This is a genomic window from Chryseobacterium sp. 14P4.3.2 (assembly GCF_057799275.1).
Genome location: NZ_JBYOKO010000002.1, coordinates 94,402 through 109,463, shown reverse-complemented (window position 1 = coordinate 109,463; position 15,062 = coordinate 94,402). Strand labels below are relative to the sequence as shown.

At 36.5% G+C, this 15,062-nt stretch carries 14 protein-coding genes; 2 read left to right on the top strand and 12 right to left on the bottom strand.

Annotated elements, in window-relative coordinates:
• Positions 1 to 92: 92 nt before the first annotated feature.
• From AC27VX_RS04075 to AC27VX_RS04045, 7 genes are all read right to left on the bottom strand, one after another.
• Entirely contained in the window at positions 93 to 905 is an 813-nt protein-coding gene (locus AC27VX_RS04075; RefSeq protein WP_236859314.1) for an alpha/beta hydrolase, read from the bottom strand.
• 267 nt (positions 906 to 1,172) lie between these two features.
• Complete coding sequence (locus AC27VX_RS04070) at positions 1,173 to 1,748, bottom strand: Crp/Fnr family transcriptional regulator (RefSeq protein ID WP_236859313.1); 576 nt, start codon at positions 1,746 to 1,748, stop codon at positions 1,173 to 1,175.
• A 22-nt stretch (positions 1,749 to 1,770) separates the two neighbouring features.
• A complete protein-coding gene (locus tag AC27VX_RS04065; protein ID WP_236859312.1) occupies positions 1,771 to 2,292 on the bottom strand; it encodes a GNAT family N-acetyltransferase in 522 nt (173 codons plus the stop codon).
• Positions 2,293 to 2,304: 12 nt separating this feature from the next.
• On the bottom strand, positions 2,305 to 2,886 hold the full coding sequence (locus AC27VX_RS04060) for a 5'-methylthioadenosine/S-adenosylhomocysteine nucleosidase family protein (protein ID WP_300691127.1): 582 nt from the start codon (positions 2,884 to 2,886) through the stop codon (positions 2,305 to 2,307).
• Between the two features lie 122 nt (positions 2,887 to 3,008).
• Positions 3,009 to 3,710: a DsbA family oxidoreductase gene (locus AC27VX_RS04055; RefSeq protein ID WP_488693986.1), complete on the bottom strand. Its 702-nt coding sequence runs from the start codon at positions 3,708 to 3,710 to the stop codon at positions 3,009 to 3,011.
• Positions 3,711 to 3,785: 75 nt separating this feature from the next.
• Positions 3,786 to 4,946 carry an MFS transporter gene (locus AC27VX_RS04050; RefSeq protein WP_300691130.1) on the bottom strand — a complete coding sequence of 387 codons (1,161 nt, stop codon included), beginning with the start codon at positions 4,944 to 4,946 and terminating at the stop codon, positions 3,786 to 3,788.
• The gene (locus AC27VX_RS04045) at positions 4,946 to 5,884 is read right to left on the bottom strand and encodes an alpha/beta hydrolase (RefSeq protein WP_488693984.1); all 939 of its coding nucleotides are present in this window, start codon (positions 5,882 to 5,884) and stop codon (positions 4,946 to 4,948) included. Before AC27VX_RS04045 ends, AC27VX_RS04050 begins: the two co-directional genes overlap by 1 nt.
• 162 nt (positions 5,885 to 6,046) lie before the next feature.
• Here AC27VX_RS04045 and AC27VX_RS04040 point away from each other — a divergent pair, with 162 nt between their 5' ends.
• Complete coding sequence (locus AC27VX_RS04040; RefSeq protein ID WP_236859307.1) at positions 6,047 to 6,421, top strand: winged helix-turn-helix transcriptional regulator; 375 nt, start codon at positions 6,047 to 6,049, stop codon at positions 6,419 to 6,421.
• Between the two features lie 158 nt (positions 6,422 to 6,579).
• Here AC27VX_RS04040 and AC27VX_RS04035 read toward each other — a convergent pair whose 3' ends face one another.
• Complete coding sequence (locus AC27VX_RS04035; protein WP_488693982.1) at positions 6,580 to 7,776, bottom strand: MFS transporter; 1,197 nt, start codon at positions 7,774 to 7,776, stop codon at positions 6,580 to 6,582.
• Positions 7,777 to 8,110: 334 nt separating this feature from the next.
• On the opposite strand from AC27VX_RS04035, the gene AC27VX_RS04030 reads away from it, so the two are divergent.
• Positions 8,111 to 8,848, top strand: a complete 738-nt coding sequence (locus AC27VX_RS04030; RefSeq protein WP_488693980.1) for an MBL fold metallo-hydrolase — start codon at positions 8,111 to 8,113, stop codon at positions 8,846 to 8,848.
• Positions 8,849 to 8,909: 61 nt separating this feature from the next.
• On the opposite strand, the gene AC27VX_RS04025 is transcribed toward AC27VX_RS04030, so the two are convergent.
• The 4 genes from AC27VX_RS04025 to AC27VX_RS04010 form a co-directional block, all read right to left on the bottom strand.
• Entirely contained in the window at positions 8,910 to 11,054 is a 2,145-nt protein-coding gene (locus AC27VX_RS04025) for a DEAD/DEAH box helicase (protein ID WP_488693978.1), read from the bottom strand.
• The gene (locus AC27VX_RS04020) at positions 11,051 to 12,367 is read right to left on the bottom strand and encodes an ATP-binding protein (protein ID WP_488693976.1); all 1,317 of its coding nucleotides are present in this window, start codon (positions 12,365 to 12,367) and stop codon (positions 11,051 to 11,053) included. The genes AC27VX_RS04025 and AC27VX_RS04020 overlap by 4 nt, the downstream gene beginning before the upstream one ends.
• Positions 12,360 to 13,838 (bottom strand): tellurite resistance TerB C-terminal domain-containing protein, encoded by a 1,479-nt coding sequence (locus AC27VX_RS04015; protein ID WP_300691138.1) that lies wholly within the window; start codon positions 13,836 to 13,838, stop codon positions 12,360 to 12,362. Before AC27VX_RS04015 ends, AC27VX_RS04020 begins: the two co-directional genes overlap by 8 nt.
• A 418-nt stretch (positions 13,839 to 14,256) precedes the next feature.
• A complete protein-coding gene (locus AC27VX_RS04010) occupies positions 14,257 to 14,886 on the bottom strand; it encodes a chloramphenicol acetyltransferase (RefSeq protein WP_236859301.1) in 630 nt (209 codons plus the stop codon).
• Between the last annotated feature and the right edge of the window lie 176 nt (positions 14,887 to 15,062).

Genomic DNA, 15,062 nt, shown 5'->3' with positions numbered 1-15,062 from the left:
AATACGGTGTTTCGTAACATCAGATTACATAAATCTCCTGATTTTACATCAGAAACAAAACCCTCATCTGTACTGTATGAGGGTTTTATAATTTATTGTTTAAAAAATCGGTCAAACAAAGCCAGTTGTTCTGATAATGACCTGCTCCAGTATTCGGTAACGTGTCCTCCCAGAGATTCCGTGTACAGATGCTGAATTTTCTGTTCCGTCAGCTTCTTATGAAAATTCCTGTTCATGGCAATCATTTGGGTGTCGTCTGTACCACAGTCAAAAATATACTGCTGTCCTGCCGCGGCCATAAGTTTTATTTTATTATCAGTAAGAAAATTGGGATTGATAGACTCTAATGGTCCAGCTACTTTATTAACCATGTATTTCTGATACCCTTCTCCAAATACATTGAAATCCAATGCACCGCAAGAACTTCCCACAATTCCAAATGTTTTATTGTAAGTTACCCCGATGTTTGTAGCACCATAGCCGCCCATACTCCAGCCCAAAATACCTCTGTATTTTTTTTCAGCTTTCACAGGATAGTTCTTATCAATGAATTCTACCAGTTCTTTTCCTATAAAAGTCTGATATTGTGAATCCTTGATAATTGGACTATCCAGATACCATGAGCTGTAATTTCCGTCCGGCAAAACATAAATGGTTTTGTTCTGCTGAGCTTTCTGAACAAGATCCGGAATGTCCTGTTTGATAATTCTATCCGGATTTCCACTGAAACCATGAAGAATGTACACCGATGGATACGTTGTATTGGCTTGAAGATTAGGAGTGATAATAATGGTTTTGATCTTTTTATTCATTTTCGGACTGAAAATTTCCTGATGAATAATTTTTTGTGCTGAAAACTGTGCAAAAGCAGTCAGAACAAATAGAATGTTGATTAACTTTTTCATGCTTGAAATATTTAATTAATGATGAGCATCGCATCAGAGTACATCTTCTATAAATTTAAGCTGTTTTTGTTTTAAATAAAAGAGTTTTATAAATTTTAACCTAAAGATTCACGAATATATAATGGTTAAGAATACAATCAGATATGACTGATTAAAACGGACCTCTATACATCATCTCTGTAGTTAAAAATTTATACTTTGATCTTATGACGTGACAAAGGTCCGTTGAAAAAAACAGAAACGCCTCAACATATGTTGAAGCGTTTGTTAATTTATTTCCTTTTTTATGCGGCTAAGCTGTGTAGGAGTAATCCCCAGATAGGAAGCAATATGATGCTGTTTTAATCTTTTATAAAGGGATTCGTTTTCAAGGAGCTGTAAATACCGTTTCTTTGCTGTTTCATATTTCAAAGAAACTTCCAGCGGTTCTTTTTTTACCACCCAGTTTTTTTCTAAATAATGAATTTGAAAAAGAGCCAGATCATGGTGTTTTGTAAGCAGATCTCTATAGGCTTTTACGGGATATTGTATTACTGAACAGTCTTCAAGAGCAATAATATTAAAATCACTGGGCTCATTTTTAATAATGGCAGCCGTAGAAGCTACAAAACTGTTTTCTTCAAAGAAAATTTTATAAATAGTATCTCCATCGTGATCTGTTGTATAATATCCTATCAGCCCTGATTTTATAAAATAATAATACCTTGCCATATTCCCGGCTTCCAGAAGAAGCTCATTTTTCACATATCTTTCTTCTGTACAAATATCCATCAGGTCTTTAACCGTTTCATCGGATAACGGATAATACTGATTAAGCTGCTTCAAAAATTCAGAGTTGTTCATGATGGGAAATTGAATATCATTTTTAATCCAACATTTTCTTCATCATAAGATCCGTCTGTTCCTCCTCACCTAGCCTGAAAATATGTTTATCAAATTCAATAAAGCCATTTTTCCTGTAAAAATTTAAAGCCCTTAGATTCTCTTCCCAAACTCCCAGCCATACATAAGATTTTTTAAAACTTTGAGCGGTTTCCAGTGCCTGATTGTACAAAAGCTGGCCTACCTTTTTACCATGATGACTTTTCTTTACATAAATCCTTTCAATTTCAAGACTCGTCTCGTCCTGCAATTCCGTCTGGGCATTCCCTATATTCATTTTCAGATATCCTACAGGATTGTCCTCTTCCCAGGCAATATAAAAATGAGAGTCCGGATTGTTTAGCTCTGATTTTACCTTTTCCGCATTAAAGCTTTCTTCCAGGTATTTTTTCATGGCTTCTGCAGAATTGTCTTTTGCAAACGTTTCAGAAAAAGTCTGTATCCCCAGATCACGGATAATTTCTACATCTTCAGATAAAGCTTTATTGATAATAATGGATGTCATGACTGTCAGATTTTATGAAAATAATATTTTTTTAAATGCTTCAGAAGCCAGATGTACCTGTACACTCCAATCGTCCGCCGCGTCACTTCCTGCATCATCAGAGATATACTTTAAACATAGAAACGGAATATTTTCCTTCCTGGCAATCAGTGCCAGCGGATATGCTTCCATATCTACGATATTATAATCTGTTTCGGTATGATTCATTTCAAAACTGTCGCCGCTTCCACAGGTCCCTTCTTTCAAAGTATCCATTTTAAGACCATATTCAAGTACAGGAGGAACTCCGGATAAAGGGGTTTCATATAATTTAAATCCAAGGCCCCTTACATCCATATCTCTCTGGATAAATTTTGTGCAGCATACCACTTCTCCTTTATGAAATCCTTTACTCCCTGCAGAGCCTAAATTGACAATCAGTTTCGGTCTCCTTGCGTGAATTTCTTTGGTCAGTTCAATAGCTGCATTCACCTTTCCGATCCCTGTGATCAATTTGTTTTTCCCTTCAAACACTGTTCCTGCTTCTGAATCCAATGCAAAAACAAAAAGAGTGTCTGCAATAGGATAATGGAGCTCATTATTAATTTTTATCATTGAAAAAATGGATTTGTATCTACTTAGCGGTTTCTACAAAGATAAGAGAGATATTATAAACAATCAATCCCAAATAAAAAAATAAAACCCCAAAACGGTTTCACTTGTTCTGGGGTTAAAGATTAAATACTGCATCCGTCAGCATCGCAGGAAGCACCGCTTCCACCGGAAAGATCCTTGAAAGGACTTACGGTTTCATTATACGTCTGCTGAAGCGCATTTTCAAACACTTCTACCGGCTGGGCTCCGGAAACTGCATATTTACCGTTGAGCACAAAAAATGGTACGCCGGAAACGCCATTATTTCTTGCTTCCATGATATCCTTATTCACTTCGTAGTCCAATTGATCGGAAGTAACAGCCTGCATAGCTTCTTCTTTATCAATTCCTACATTTTCAGCAAGAGATACCAATACTTCAGCATCACCTACATTTTTACCGTCAATAAAATGAGCAATAAATAAAGCTTCTTCCATCTCATTCGATTTGTTATGCTTTTTTGCTAGATGAAGCAGTCTGTGAGCACTAAAGGTATTTGTAATCAAAGCTTTTTCAAAATTAAAGTCAATTCCGGCTCCTTTTCCCATTTGGGCAACCTGGCTGATCATTTGTGAAGCCTGAGCTTCAGGAAAACCTTTCTTTTCTTTAAAATATTCTATTGTATTCTGAGTTTTGCCAGGATCTAAAGTTGGGTCCAGCTGAAAACTCTTCCATTCTACTTCTACCTGATCTTTAAATGGCAGTTTCTCTAAAGCCTGTTCAAAATTATTTTTTCCGATATAGCAAAACGGACACATTACGTCCGACCAGATTTCTATTTTCATTGTATTTTATATTAAATTCTAGGCTACAAATTTACGACATTTTTTTAATGTAATAAAATTTATTACAGTTTAAATTTAACAAGGAGCTAACTGCTGATTGCGCTTTTCAAATATGCTTCTTAAAATCATCATTAAAAAAGCAAGAAGCCCGAAAACTAAACCAATCCATGGAGTGTATTCTGCTCCTTTTGTAACAATGATCCAACCGCCAATTGTGGTCCCTAAGGTAACTCCGAGGTTTCCAAATGATGTAGCCAGACTGTTGGCAAACTCCAGTGCACCAGGAGCTGAAGAAATCATATACGTAGATGCATTCAGGAAACTTGGTGAGTAAAGAAAACCCCAAATACCTATCACTAGAATGGTAGCCCAAAGGTTTCCGTCAGAAATATAAAAGAGTATCGGTATCAAAATCGTTCCCGAAAGGAAAAAAGCAGTCGTCCCCGCTACATTTTTATTGAGCATCTTGCCAGCCGTCCAGTTCGCCACAATTCCTATAATTCCGAACAGGAAAAGCATATAACTGATCATTGAAGTATCCATTCCTTTTGCTTTACTCAGATAATCAGCGAAATAACTGTAGGTAGAAAACCAGGCTGTAATCATAAAAAAATTAGTCAGCGTACTGAAAATAAATACAGGCTTTTTCAGAATATTGATCTGGCTTCCATAGGATTTTTTTTCTTTTACCGGAATAGAAGGCAGCATCAGCTGAATAATAATTAAGGCTATTAAACTTACCGCTGTCTGCACCATAAAAGAATATTCCCAGGAATAAAGCCCTGATATCCATGTCGCAAAAGGAACCGTAGTTACCATAGCAATTGTTACCCCATTGAAAACGATACTCATCAGTTCATTTTTCTTACTTTCATCTGCCTGAGCTACTGCCACAGACAAAGCGGTGGCAATGTAAACAGGCTGTAAAAATGCAGGAAGAATCCTTACCAGCATCAACAGCCAGAAAGGCGGTGAAAAAGAGGAAACAATCCCTGTAATCAGAAACATAAATAAGGATGCTGACATTATTTTCTTCCGGTCAATCCCCGAAGTCCATAAGGTCATAAAAGGACCTGTAAGAGCAATCACCAATGCAAAGGCACTTAAAAGATAACCTGCTTTGTCAATACTGATCTTATAATACTCTGCAACCTGTGGCAGAATTCCGATAATCCCGAATTCTGTGGTAATAACAGCAATGAATCCAAGACATCCAATATAGGCGAATGTTTTCATTATTGATGTTTTTTGACATTTTCAAAATTCTGATGGGCAAACAGAGACATCTCATCTATTGCGGTCTGCACTTCATCCAGTACATCTCCCATATGCATAAACCCGTGAATCATATCCTTATAAAAACGTGTCTGGAGAGGTATTCCGGCATTTTTCATATTCCCAGAAAGCTGTTTCCCGTCGTCCAGCAACGGATCATGTTCAGCCAGGATGACCAAAGTGGGTGGTGTTTCTTTAAAATTTTTTATCAAAACAGGGATAGCAAGAGGATTATCAATCTCTTCTTCGGGAAGATATGAATTCCATGCTTCCACACCGCCCTGCCTGTTGAGAACCGGGCCGTTTTCATAGGTTTCCCAGGTTCCTGTATTGAGCTTATTATCCGCCGCAGGGTAAATTAATACCTGAAATTTAAAATCTTTCCCCATTTGGGTAGAGACCGCTGTTGCAAGAGCTCCGCCTGCACTGTCACCTATAATGCCTATTTTATTTTGATCAATTCCCAGAACTTCTGCGTTATCTACGATCCATTTTACAGTATCCATACAATCATTCAAACCTGCCGGAAACGGATGTTCAGGAGCTAAACGGTAGTCTGCAAAAACAATTACAGATCCTGTTTTATTGGCTAATTTACGAACTACCGCATCATGGGTTTCATAACCTCCCGCAATAAACCATCCGCCATGGATATAAATAATAACAGATGATTTCTCAACATTCATTCCTTTAGGGCGGTAAATACGAACAGGAATCCGGTGATTTTCTTTTGGAATACTGACTTCTTCAATCATAACTACCGGCTCTTTTTTTCCACTGAGCTGGAAAGACATTGTTTCAAGATATTTCCGCATTCCATCTAATGGATTCTGAGCATTGAACGGCTGTATTTTATCTAAATGATCTAATATCTGGGTAACCTTGGATGTTAACTGCATTTTTGTTTTAAAATTTATGTTAGTATTATTTTTTGCAGTGAACGTGAGCGCTATTGTTCTTTACTGCTGACTATTTTCTTTTTCTGTTAGCAAAATTAAACTTCAAGCCTTACATTTGCACGGTATACAGCGAATTGTATGGTACTAACAAATTTGTAAGTAATGGGAAAGATAAAAGAAAATTCAACGAACAGCATCAACAGACAGTATATCCATGAGTGTGATTTGACCTATGCCGTCTGTAAGATCGGAGGCAGATGGAAACTTCTGATTCTTGATAAGTTAAAGATCGAAAAGCTACGGTTTAGTGAGCTTAGGAAATCTATTTTAGGAATAACGGAAAGGATGCTCACTTTACAGCTGAGAGAGCTTGAAAAGGAAGGGTTGGTAAAAAGAACGGTTTATGCTCAGGTTCCGCCAAGAGTAGATTATGAACTTACAGATATTGCAAGAGAACTGATCCCAATATGGAATTCCCTGAGTGAATGGGGTGGAAAACACAGAGAATTGATCCAGGAACAGGAAGAATCTGAATAAAATCCTTCCCCCCTGATCAAAGATATTCACCAAATAAATATCTAAAAATTTGTTAGTTTAAAATATCAAAAAACATAAAGACGTAAGTTTTCTCATATCAATCTCTGATAAAATTGAATGCATTACATTTATGTCTTTATGCGCTTTTCCAGTAAGAATTAAGTATTTAAAGTATGCTTGTTTACTTTATTACAGAAAAGGATATGAGCGATGAGCGCCAGCACTCCAAATACTGTCCCTACAAAGCAAACACCTCCCCATTGTGCTTTTTGCCATGCAACAGAAGCTAACCATGTTCCCAGAGAGCCTCCAATAAAATAGGAAACCATATATACCGTATTCAGTCTGTTAACTGCATTGGATTTTATAAGGAAATAGTTCGTTTGGTTCATAATGTGGCTTGACTGTACGCCAAGGTCTACCAAAATAACTCCTATAATAAGCCCCCAATAGGTTTCTCCTGCAAAATAAGTGAATCCCCAGCTTCCTATAACAATCAGTAATGAATATAGTATAATACGGTTGATATCCAGATATTTCTGCAGCTTCCCTACTTTAGCTGCTGCTAAAGCCCCAACTGCCCCTGCCAGTCCAAAGCTTCCTACCACAGAAGATCCGGCATTAAAAGGTGGTTTTTCCATGTGGAATACCAATGTTGTAAACAATGCGCACATAGAACCGAAAGCCATTGCTCCACGGAATGACGCAAGCTGAAGAATAGGCTGTGTTTTGGCAAGGTGGGCTACAGAACGCATCAGTTCTTTGTAGGTTCCTTTGAAATTGGGATGCAGTTCCGGAAGCATTTTATAGACAGCCAGCCAAACTAAAATCATGAGCCCCGCTGCAATACCAAACATCGCCCTCCAACCCCAGACTTCTCCTACAATACCTCCTATGAAACGGGAAAGAAGAATCCCCAGCAAAAGTCCTGACATGACAAGCCCGATATTAGCAGATTTTTCTTTGTCTGATGAAAGCTCAGCTGCTATGGGAACGAATAACTGCGGAATAACAGATGTTGCTCCAATCAGTAAACTGGCTGCGTACAGCATCCACAACTGAGTGGCAAAAGTCATCCATAGCAAAGATCCGAAAACAAGGAACAGATCAATCAAAATCAATCTTTTACGAAAGAATTTATCCCCTAGAGGTACAATCAGCAATAGCCCTAATGCATACCCGATCTGTGTAAGTACGGAAATTCGACTGGCGGCACTTTCAGAAACCTTCAGATCTTCAGAAATAAGGGCCAGTAAAGGCTGGTTATAATAATTATTGGCCACCACAAGTCCGGAAATAATGGCCATCAGCCATATAACAGTCCGGGAAATGCCATTGGAAGAATTCTCCTGCATACTACAAATAAAGTTTTAGTGAATAGAAAAGCTGTTTCGGATGATCAAAATATGTTATCACATTCAGAAATCTGCTGCTTTTTAAAGAGCCCAAAGGTAGTTATTTTAATAAAAACAAATTATTAATTTAATCTCATATATATAAACCAAAGTCTCCCAATAAGCATTAATAAAATATTTTTTCAATATTTCTTAGCCTGTATATAGTATTTTACTGCTTTTTACGGATAAAATCGGTGATAAAAACCGGATCATACACTAAGATTGTTTTTGTTGATAATCCTTATTGACGGAAAACCTTTGAAATTTTAGAAATAGTAAGGAAATTTGCAATATGAAAATCATTCCCCTTAAAGAAGGTAATTTCTCAGCAAGCAAAGCCAAAGACTTTACTCTTTTAACAACAGACAATTTTGATACCGTTAAAGGAATTAAAATGTCTGTACAGCCTTTTCTTATCATTACTGAAAATGATTATATCCTTTTAGATGCAGGTATTGGCTGGAAAAATGAAACCGGAACATCTGTAATTTCCAAGATTCTTGAAGAAAATGGAATCAGTCCCGGTCAGATCACAAAACTACTGCTTTCCCATCTGCATAAAGACCACATTGAAGGAGCTGTAAGACTTACGGACCATGGTTTTGAAGCTGTTTTTCCAAATGCGGAAATCTATATTCAAAAGCGTGAGCTGGATTTTGCTATGGAAAATAAAGGGAATCCTTCTTTCGATTTTGATATTCTGGAAAAACTGATTCAGCTGCCCAATGTTATCTGGATGGATGATGATAAGGGAAATATTACTGATGAAATTTCCTACGAAGTCGTGGGAGGGCATACGCCTTTTATGCAGGTTTTCTGGATCAGAGAGAATGGAGAAACTGTTTTCTATGGTGCTGATGATCTTCCGCAAGCTTCTTATTTGAAATACCAACTCGCTTACAAAAGTGATTTTAACGGAAGAAAAGCAATGGAACTAAGGCTCAAATGGGAAAAAGAAGCCAGAGATAATGGCTGGAAAATCCTTCTTTATCACGATCTGGATAACGATGTAATTGAAATCAATGATTAATCTCAAATAAATCATCGGGCTTTCTCACTTTTGAGAAAGCCCGATGATAAAAATATCCTTTTTATTGTGGATTATTTTCTATGATTTCTAAATTCCGGAGATAAGCATAACAGCCTTCAAAGTCGAAATATTTTTCTTTCAGTAATTCTGCCTGATATTGAATCGGTAGGTATTTTCCCCATTTTGAAAAATCAATCATCCCAGGAGAATCTTCCAATAATTCAGTAAGGGCATCCGTAATCTCTGAGGCCTGATCCGTATTTTTGAGAGCGATTATAAATTCAGACGCAAGACAACTTTTTATTTCAAATGAACTTTCATTATCGGTGAGTACATTTTCTATTCCCAGCCTGTTTAAAATAAAATGCAGTGTTTTGTTGATTTTAGAGCTTGTAAAAGAATAGAAAGTAAGGTTTTCATTACGCTTTAGCAAAGGTCTGTCTGTTCTGAAATCATTGATTTTAAAAACAGAAAAATCTTTACGTAAAATCTCAATAGCTTCATGCCCTGTCTGATCTAAAAGATCAAATTCCTCTTTTGAAACAAGAATTTCGAGCATCTTTTCCCGGATTTTATACGCTGTGTCAGCAGAATCACCCAGAAACATCGGTTTTTTTCCATCTACAGCAGGAACCACTTCAATTTTCTTTGATTTATAATCAATATCAATGATTCGCCATATCCTGGCAGACAGGTAAATATTTTCATCTTCTTTGATCTGTGGAGTTAACGGAAGTTCTCCGATTTTCACTCCATTCCCTGAAACTTTGAAGAAAACAGGTGTTTCAAAAAGAGTGTAGAAATCTTTACTGTTGACCACTTTTTCTCCTTCAATACCAATGATCAGTTCGCTGCCCAGTTTCTCTAAAAAATCATTAGCTATGAGATAGGTGATTACTTCTTCTATCTGCTCTGCTTTAATATTTGAAAAAGTAATATTGGACGTAATCTCTCCCAACAGCTGAGGCAGAGGAATCCCAGATGTCCCTTTGACAATGGACAAAAGTTGATGAACAAGCACATCATAAGGCTTTTTATTGATAGAAACAGGTTCTATATAATGTTCCTTATATAATAACCAACACGCTAAAGACTGAAGCAAGCTCCATGGTCCTGTAGCATATAGAAACAGATTACTGGCTTTACCTTCCCTTCTGCCACTTCTCCCGACCCGCTGGATCAGAGAAGCAATACTGTGAGTGGCATCAATCTGTACCACTTCATCTACATTCCCTATATCAATTCCCAGTTCCAGAGTTGATGTACAGGAAATACAAAAGTTTTGTAAAGTAGAATTTTTTGCAAAAAACTCTACATATTCACGAACTTCCCGGTCTACAGATGAGTGATGGGAAAAGTAATTCTTATGACCTCCTACTCTTTCAGAGATCTGTTTCAGCTTTACAGCAACTTCTTCTACTCTTCCTCTTGCGTTGGGAAATATCAAAACTTTGCTGTCTCTTGTCCGGGTATACAGATCTTTCAAGAGTGGTAAAGGCAATTCATCAACCGTTCCTGCAAAATATTTGAAAACAGCATTGATTGGTTTCGGCGTACTATCTCTTATAATCTTTGTACGATCCGGATCTCCGAGAAAGTCTTTAAGCTCCTGATATTGATTAGCATCACTTACCGTTGCTGACAGCCCCACAATATTGAATTTCTTCATATTAACTTTTTGAAGACGATTCAATAGCGACTGCAGGTGAGTACCCCGATCGGAACCTAAAAAAGAATGGATCTCATCAATAACAATGTATTCCAAATTAGAGAAAAGATGGTGAATGTTGTAAGGTTTATTCACAAACATGGCTTCTAAAGATTCCGGGGTAATGAGAACAATCCCTTCCGGAGCTTTAAGCAGTCTGTCTTTGGCTCCCCGCGAGGCTTCTCCATGCCATTTCGTTACAGGAACATCCAAATATTCACAAAGGTTTCCGACCCGTAAAAACTGATCGTTAATCAGGGCAATCAACGGAGAAATATACAATACTTTTACTCCCGGTTCTTTAAAATTGATTTTTGATAAAATAGGAAGAAAAGCAGCTTCGGTTTTGCCTGAAGCTGTTCTTGATATTAAAATATAATTATTGTCAGTGGAAATAATCCTTTGGATAGCCGCTTCCTGAATAGGTCTTAAACTTTCCCATTTTTTATCACGGATATATTTTCTGATTGGTTCAGAAAGCTGGTCGAATGCTGTCATAATTCCTCAATACTGTCTAAAAGAACAAGATCATCCGGCCTTTCGTCAGCAATTTCAATTTCTCCAAAAAGTATTCTTTTATCCACGTCAGGATTTTGTCTGATGATGTTCAGGATATTCAGGAAATCACGAATGACCTCCCTTGGCGTAAGAAATTCTGCGGCTCCGGGTTTATTGAATATTTCTTCCATAAATAAGGAAATTTCTTCATCAGTAATATTCAGTTCTATTTTATAATTGAAATCGAAGATCAGCTTGAGTTTTTTAAGCAAAACAAAAATTTCATTATGATTCAAAGGCATCAGTTTAATAACGGGCTGTGCAAAATCACGCAGCTCAGAAGTTTCAAATTTATTGGATTCTAACCTTGTTTTTAAAGCCGGATAGCTGAATAGCCCTCTTCTTTCATTTTCGAGAAATTCTTTCGTTCCTGCAAAATTAATGAATAGATTGGCTACTTTTCCCTGAAAACAATCGTTATAAATAGAGAGAATTTTTTCATAATTCTTCTCACGGGAAGCTGCAACAGAAATTTTATAAAGATTAATGGCCTCATCCAGATTGATCATAAAACCGCTATATCCCATACTCACAAAGAGCTTACAGAAATTCTTCAGCATATCATAGTAGTTGGAATCATTGATGATCTCTCTTATTCCAAGGTCATGTCTGGCTTCCGTTTTCGTAGTGTACTCTCCTTTCAGCCACTTCAGGGCATTTCTACGTAGAAGTTCATCCCCTTTGATATACCCTTCATAATATTTGACAATCGCAGAACCAAAATCAAAACCACCTACTTCTGTAATTTCATTGACTGTTTTTATAATAGAATTCTGAATTAGGCTTAAATACTGATCATTCCTGATCTCCATCAGAGAAAGATGATTTTCTTCAGCCGTTTTTGTAATCACCTGCTCAATCCATTTTTCAAGTAAGGTCTGCAATGCTCCACCTTCGGGTTTCGTCTGGATGGCAATATTATCCATGATGGCAGAATATAGAATGACGCTTTTCCCATCATTGGCATAGAGCCTGTTATCTGGTGTAAAATCTGCATTGGCTACTACAAATTTTTGCTTTAAAGCTACTGTATTCAACAAATGAAGCATGAATGATTTTCCGCTTCCGAAGTCTCCGATCCAGAATTTGACCAGGCTGAGACCATTTTTCACATCTTCCAAAGAGCCTATAACAGCGTTAATCTCCTCAGATCTTCCCACGGTAATATGCTGAACTCCAATTTTAGGTACTACCCCGCTTACCAGAGAGTTGATAATGGAAGTTGCTTCTTTGGGTTTAATATTGTCAATCATTATTTAAAAGTTTTTGGTAATAATTTGTGCTAATAATAAAATATTCATCTTCTTCTTCAATCAGGACATCATCCAGGGTCTCGAAACAGCATTCATTAATAGAATCTATTGCAGAGCCCATAAACAGACCTTTTGTTTTTATAAAATCTCCAAAATCACACTGAAGTATATTGAAACTGTTTTTCTCAAATAGATCCAGAATTTCCTTTTGAATATCTGATAAATTCAAACTATCAAGATATTTGGAAGTTTGATTTTCAGAAACCTGAGGACTTATGGTAATAGTAAGTTCTTCTTCTTCCTTAGTAATTTGAACAGTTTCTATAAAAGTTTCGTCTTCATCTTCAGTATTGAGAATCTGTCCCAGAATATCCGCTGTTTCAGAATCCTGGGCCTGGATATCTTTAATGGCTTCCGGATCAATCGTAATTTTTTTTCTTTTAGGCTGATAAAGAAGGTTGGCACTTTCAATAGCCTTTTCCAGATTTCTGTCTGCAATGAAGTCATTCAGAATTTTCTCAAAATCGGCAAGCTGTTCCCGGGTTGAAAATAAGCTCTTCTGAATCGTTTTGTTCAGTGGTCTCTGATCAAATCTGGATGAGTTGAGATCTTTTTCCAGATAATGGATATAAAGCCGCAATGCACAGGTTCTGTCATAGTCTGCCGCAAATTTTGAAGCCTCAAAGAATATAGCATCAGCAGATGGATTTTTCACGTTCACCTCTACAAGTCTGAAAATTTCTCTTTCAAAAGCAAGAGGATTTGAATAATCTTCTTTAATCAGGTCAAATTTGGTCTTCCATCGGCTGGTATTATTTTCGTTGAGAATAATATTCGTCTTATAATCTGCATCCAGAATCTGATGCTGATTTTCTTTCAGAAAGATTTCAAGTTTAGAAACTATTTTTTTGTTGTATTGATGAAGAATATCAGGTTCATTATAGTTAAAATCAGTATTAATTTTTCTTTTAATACCATAGATTTCACGGACATTATTTTCGCACAGTTTCAAAATATGGTTGAAAATTTCCGTTTGTACAGAATCATAAGTGTAGCTGTAGTTCAAGCTTTCTTTTCTGTAATTGTAACGAAGGCAAACGATGATTTCCGATAATTCATCAATGACTGTCAGATAAGATTTATTGACAGGAATACAGTGTTGATAAAGGTAATCAACCGCTCTTAAAAACTGTTTTAATATCTGGATTTTACAGTATTCAATCTCATTAAATACATTTCCTGAAAAGGACATTTTATCCAGTATTTTAATCTGATCTTCGGTCAGATTCAGTTTCCTGCTGTATTTTTTACCGATTTTCCATGAATCAGTATTATAAGATCCGTTCTGATGAGGTATGGGTTCACTTTCGGAAAGATAAATATCATTCCTGAAATGAATCGGGATATCAGTATTTCCGGAGACATCGATAATAAAATCATCGGTATGTAGAGAATGGTTATCGTTCTGCATGGGTCATCAGGCTGTTAATTATATAACCTTCTTTTTGAATAATTATCTCCCTGATCCGCTGTCGTGAACATGAATATTTGTAGGTCCGAATTTTCAAAACTGGTCATCTTAATACATTTGAGTTATTGGTTAATTAGCTTCCCCTAAAGGAAAGATCAATGCTCTAATATAGCAATATATTGCCTCAAATGTACTGAAAACGGGTAAAAATTCTTTACGGAAAACCGTAATGGAGTTGGAAATTAAGCGGAAAGTTTAAAATTAGGATGGCTGTTCTACCTTTTATAATTATTGAATTGAAAGCTGAGAATTGAAAATGAATATGATATGTTTTTATCCTTGATATTGGCTTCTTACCACCCCTTCACTCCTATCGAACTTAAAATTTTCAAATTTTCCAACATTAAAACCAAAAATATTACTCCAGATCAAGCTGTCTCTGAAATTCTTCCATATATTTCGCAAGATGGATTCCATCTGCTAATCCGTGATGGGCTTCAACAGAAACAGGAAGATATTTTTTACCTTCACGAATATTGAATTTTCCAAAAGCAATCTTCGGTATAGATTCACCCGTATTAAAGTCTGTAGGATGCAGAATGGCACTGAAAGAATTCCATGGAATGGTGGTATGTCTTACATGGTCTTTTCCCAGTCTTTCATTGCTTATGCGAAGTCCTGAAGTTTCATGTACTCCTTTTATTTCTTCCTGCAGAGCGGCATTAAAGGTCTCAAAATCTTCTGAGAAACGGGTAAATGAAAATCCAAAAGTCCCGTCTGGTCTGCCAATCGTACTTCCAGCATGAACGGTATCAAACTGAACAACCTGTCCGTCAATAATTCTTAATTTTAATTCATCAACGGTATTAACAGCAACCATAGATTTGTAAAAATAATAGGCAAAGAATGAATACCCTTTACTTTTTGCTGTATCATAAGCTTTAGTACAGTCTACTTCTGTTGTAAATCCAAAGTATGGGCTTGCCATTCCTGAAAAAAATTCAAAATGCTCCTTTCTGTTCCATTTTTCAAGGTCTACGATCTTCATTGATTTTTTATTTTGCTGCAAATTTCAGGATTTTTTATCGGTTTTCAGGTCTTACAGCCAATAAATTTCAAAGCAAATGATCAGTTTTTTTTCTTAAACAGGCAGGCAAAGCATAATTATTGCATTCGAATAAGAAAGGATGAGAACTGATGCTTTTGTCAGCATTTTTATGACTC

Excerpts from the sequence above, each read along its gene's own strand:
- AC27VX_RS04075 (WP_236859314.1), bottom strand. The coding sequence starts at position 905 with ATGAAAAAGTTAATCAACATTCTATTTGTTCTGACTGCTTTTGCACAG.
- AC27VX_RS04070 (WP_236859313.1), bottom strand. The coding sequence starts at position 1,748 with ATGAACAACTCTGAATTTTTGAAGCAGCTTAATCAGTATTATCCGTTA.
- AC27VX_RS04065 (WP_236859312.1), bottom strand. The coding sequence starts at position 2,292 with ATGACATCCATTATTATCAATAAAGCTTTATCTGAAGATGTAGAAATT.
- AC27VX_RS04060 (WP_300691127.1), bottom strand. The coding sequence starts at position 2,886 with ATGATAAAAATTAATAATGAGCTCCATTATCCTATTGCAGACACTCTT.
- AC27VX_RS04055 (WP_488693986.1), bottom strand. The coding sequence starts at position 3,710 with ATGAAAATAGAAATCTGGTCGGACGTAATGTGTCCGTTTTGCTATATC.
- AC27VX_RS04050 (WP_300691130.1), bottom strand. The coding sequence starts at position 4,946 with ATGAAAACATTCGCCTATATTGGATGTCTTGGATTCATTGCTGTTATT.
- AC27VX_RS04045 (WP_488693984.1), bottom strand. The coding sequence starts at position 5,884 with ATGCAGTTAACATCCAAGGTTACCCAGATATTAGATCATTTAGATAAA.
- AC27VX_RS04040 (WP_236859307.1), top strand. The coding sequence starts at position 6,047 with ATGGGAAAGATAAAAGAAAATTCAACGAACAGCATCAACAGACAGTAT.
- AC27VX_RS04035 (WP_488693982.1), bottom strand. The coding sequence starts at position 7,776 with ATGCAGGAGAATTCTTCCAATGGCATTTCCCGGACTGTTATATGGCTG.
- AC27VX_RS04030 (WP_488693980.1), top strand. The coding sequence starts at position 8,111 with ATGAAAATCATTCCCCTTAAAGAAGGTAATTTCTCAGCAAGCAAAGCC.
- AC27VX_RS04025 (WP_488693978.1), bottom strand. The coding sequence starts at position 11,054 with ATGACAGCATTCGACCAGCTTTCTGAACCAATCAGAAAATATATCCGT.
- AC27VX_RS04020 (WP_488693976.1), bottom strand. The coding sequence starts at position 12,367 with ATGATTGACAATATTAAACCCAAAGAAGCAACTTCCATTATCAACTCT.
- AC27VX_RS04015 (WP_300691138.1), bottom strand. The coding sequence starts at position 13,838 with ATGCAGAACGATAACCATTCTCTACATACCGATGATTTTATTATCGAT.
- AC27VX_RS04010 (WP_236859301.1), bottom strand. The coding sequence starts at position 14,886 with ATGAAGATCGTAGACCTTGAAAAATGGAACAGAAAGGAGCATTTTGAA.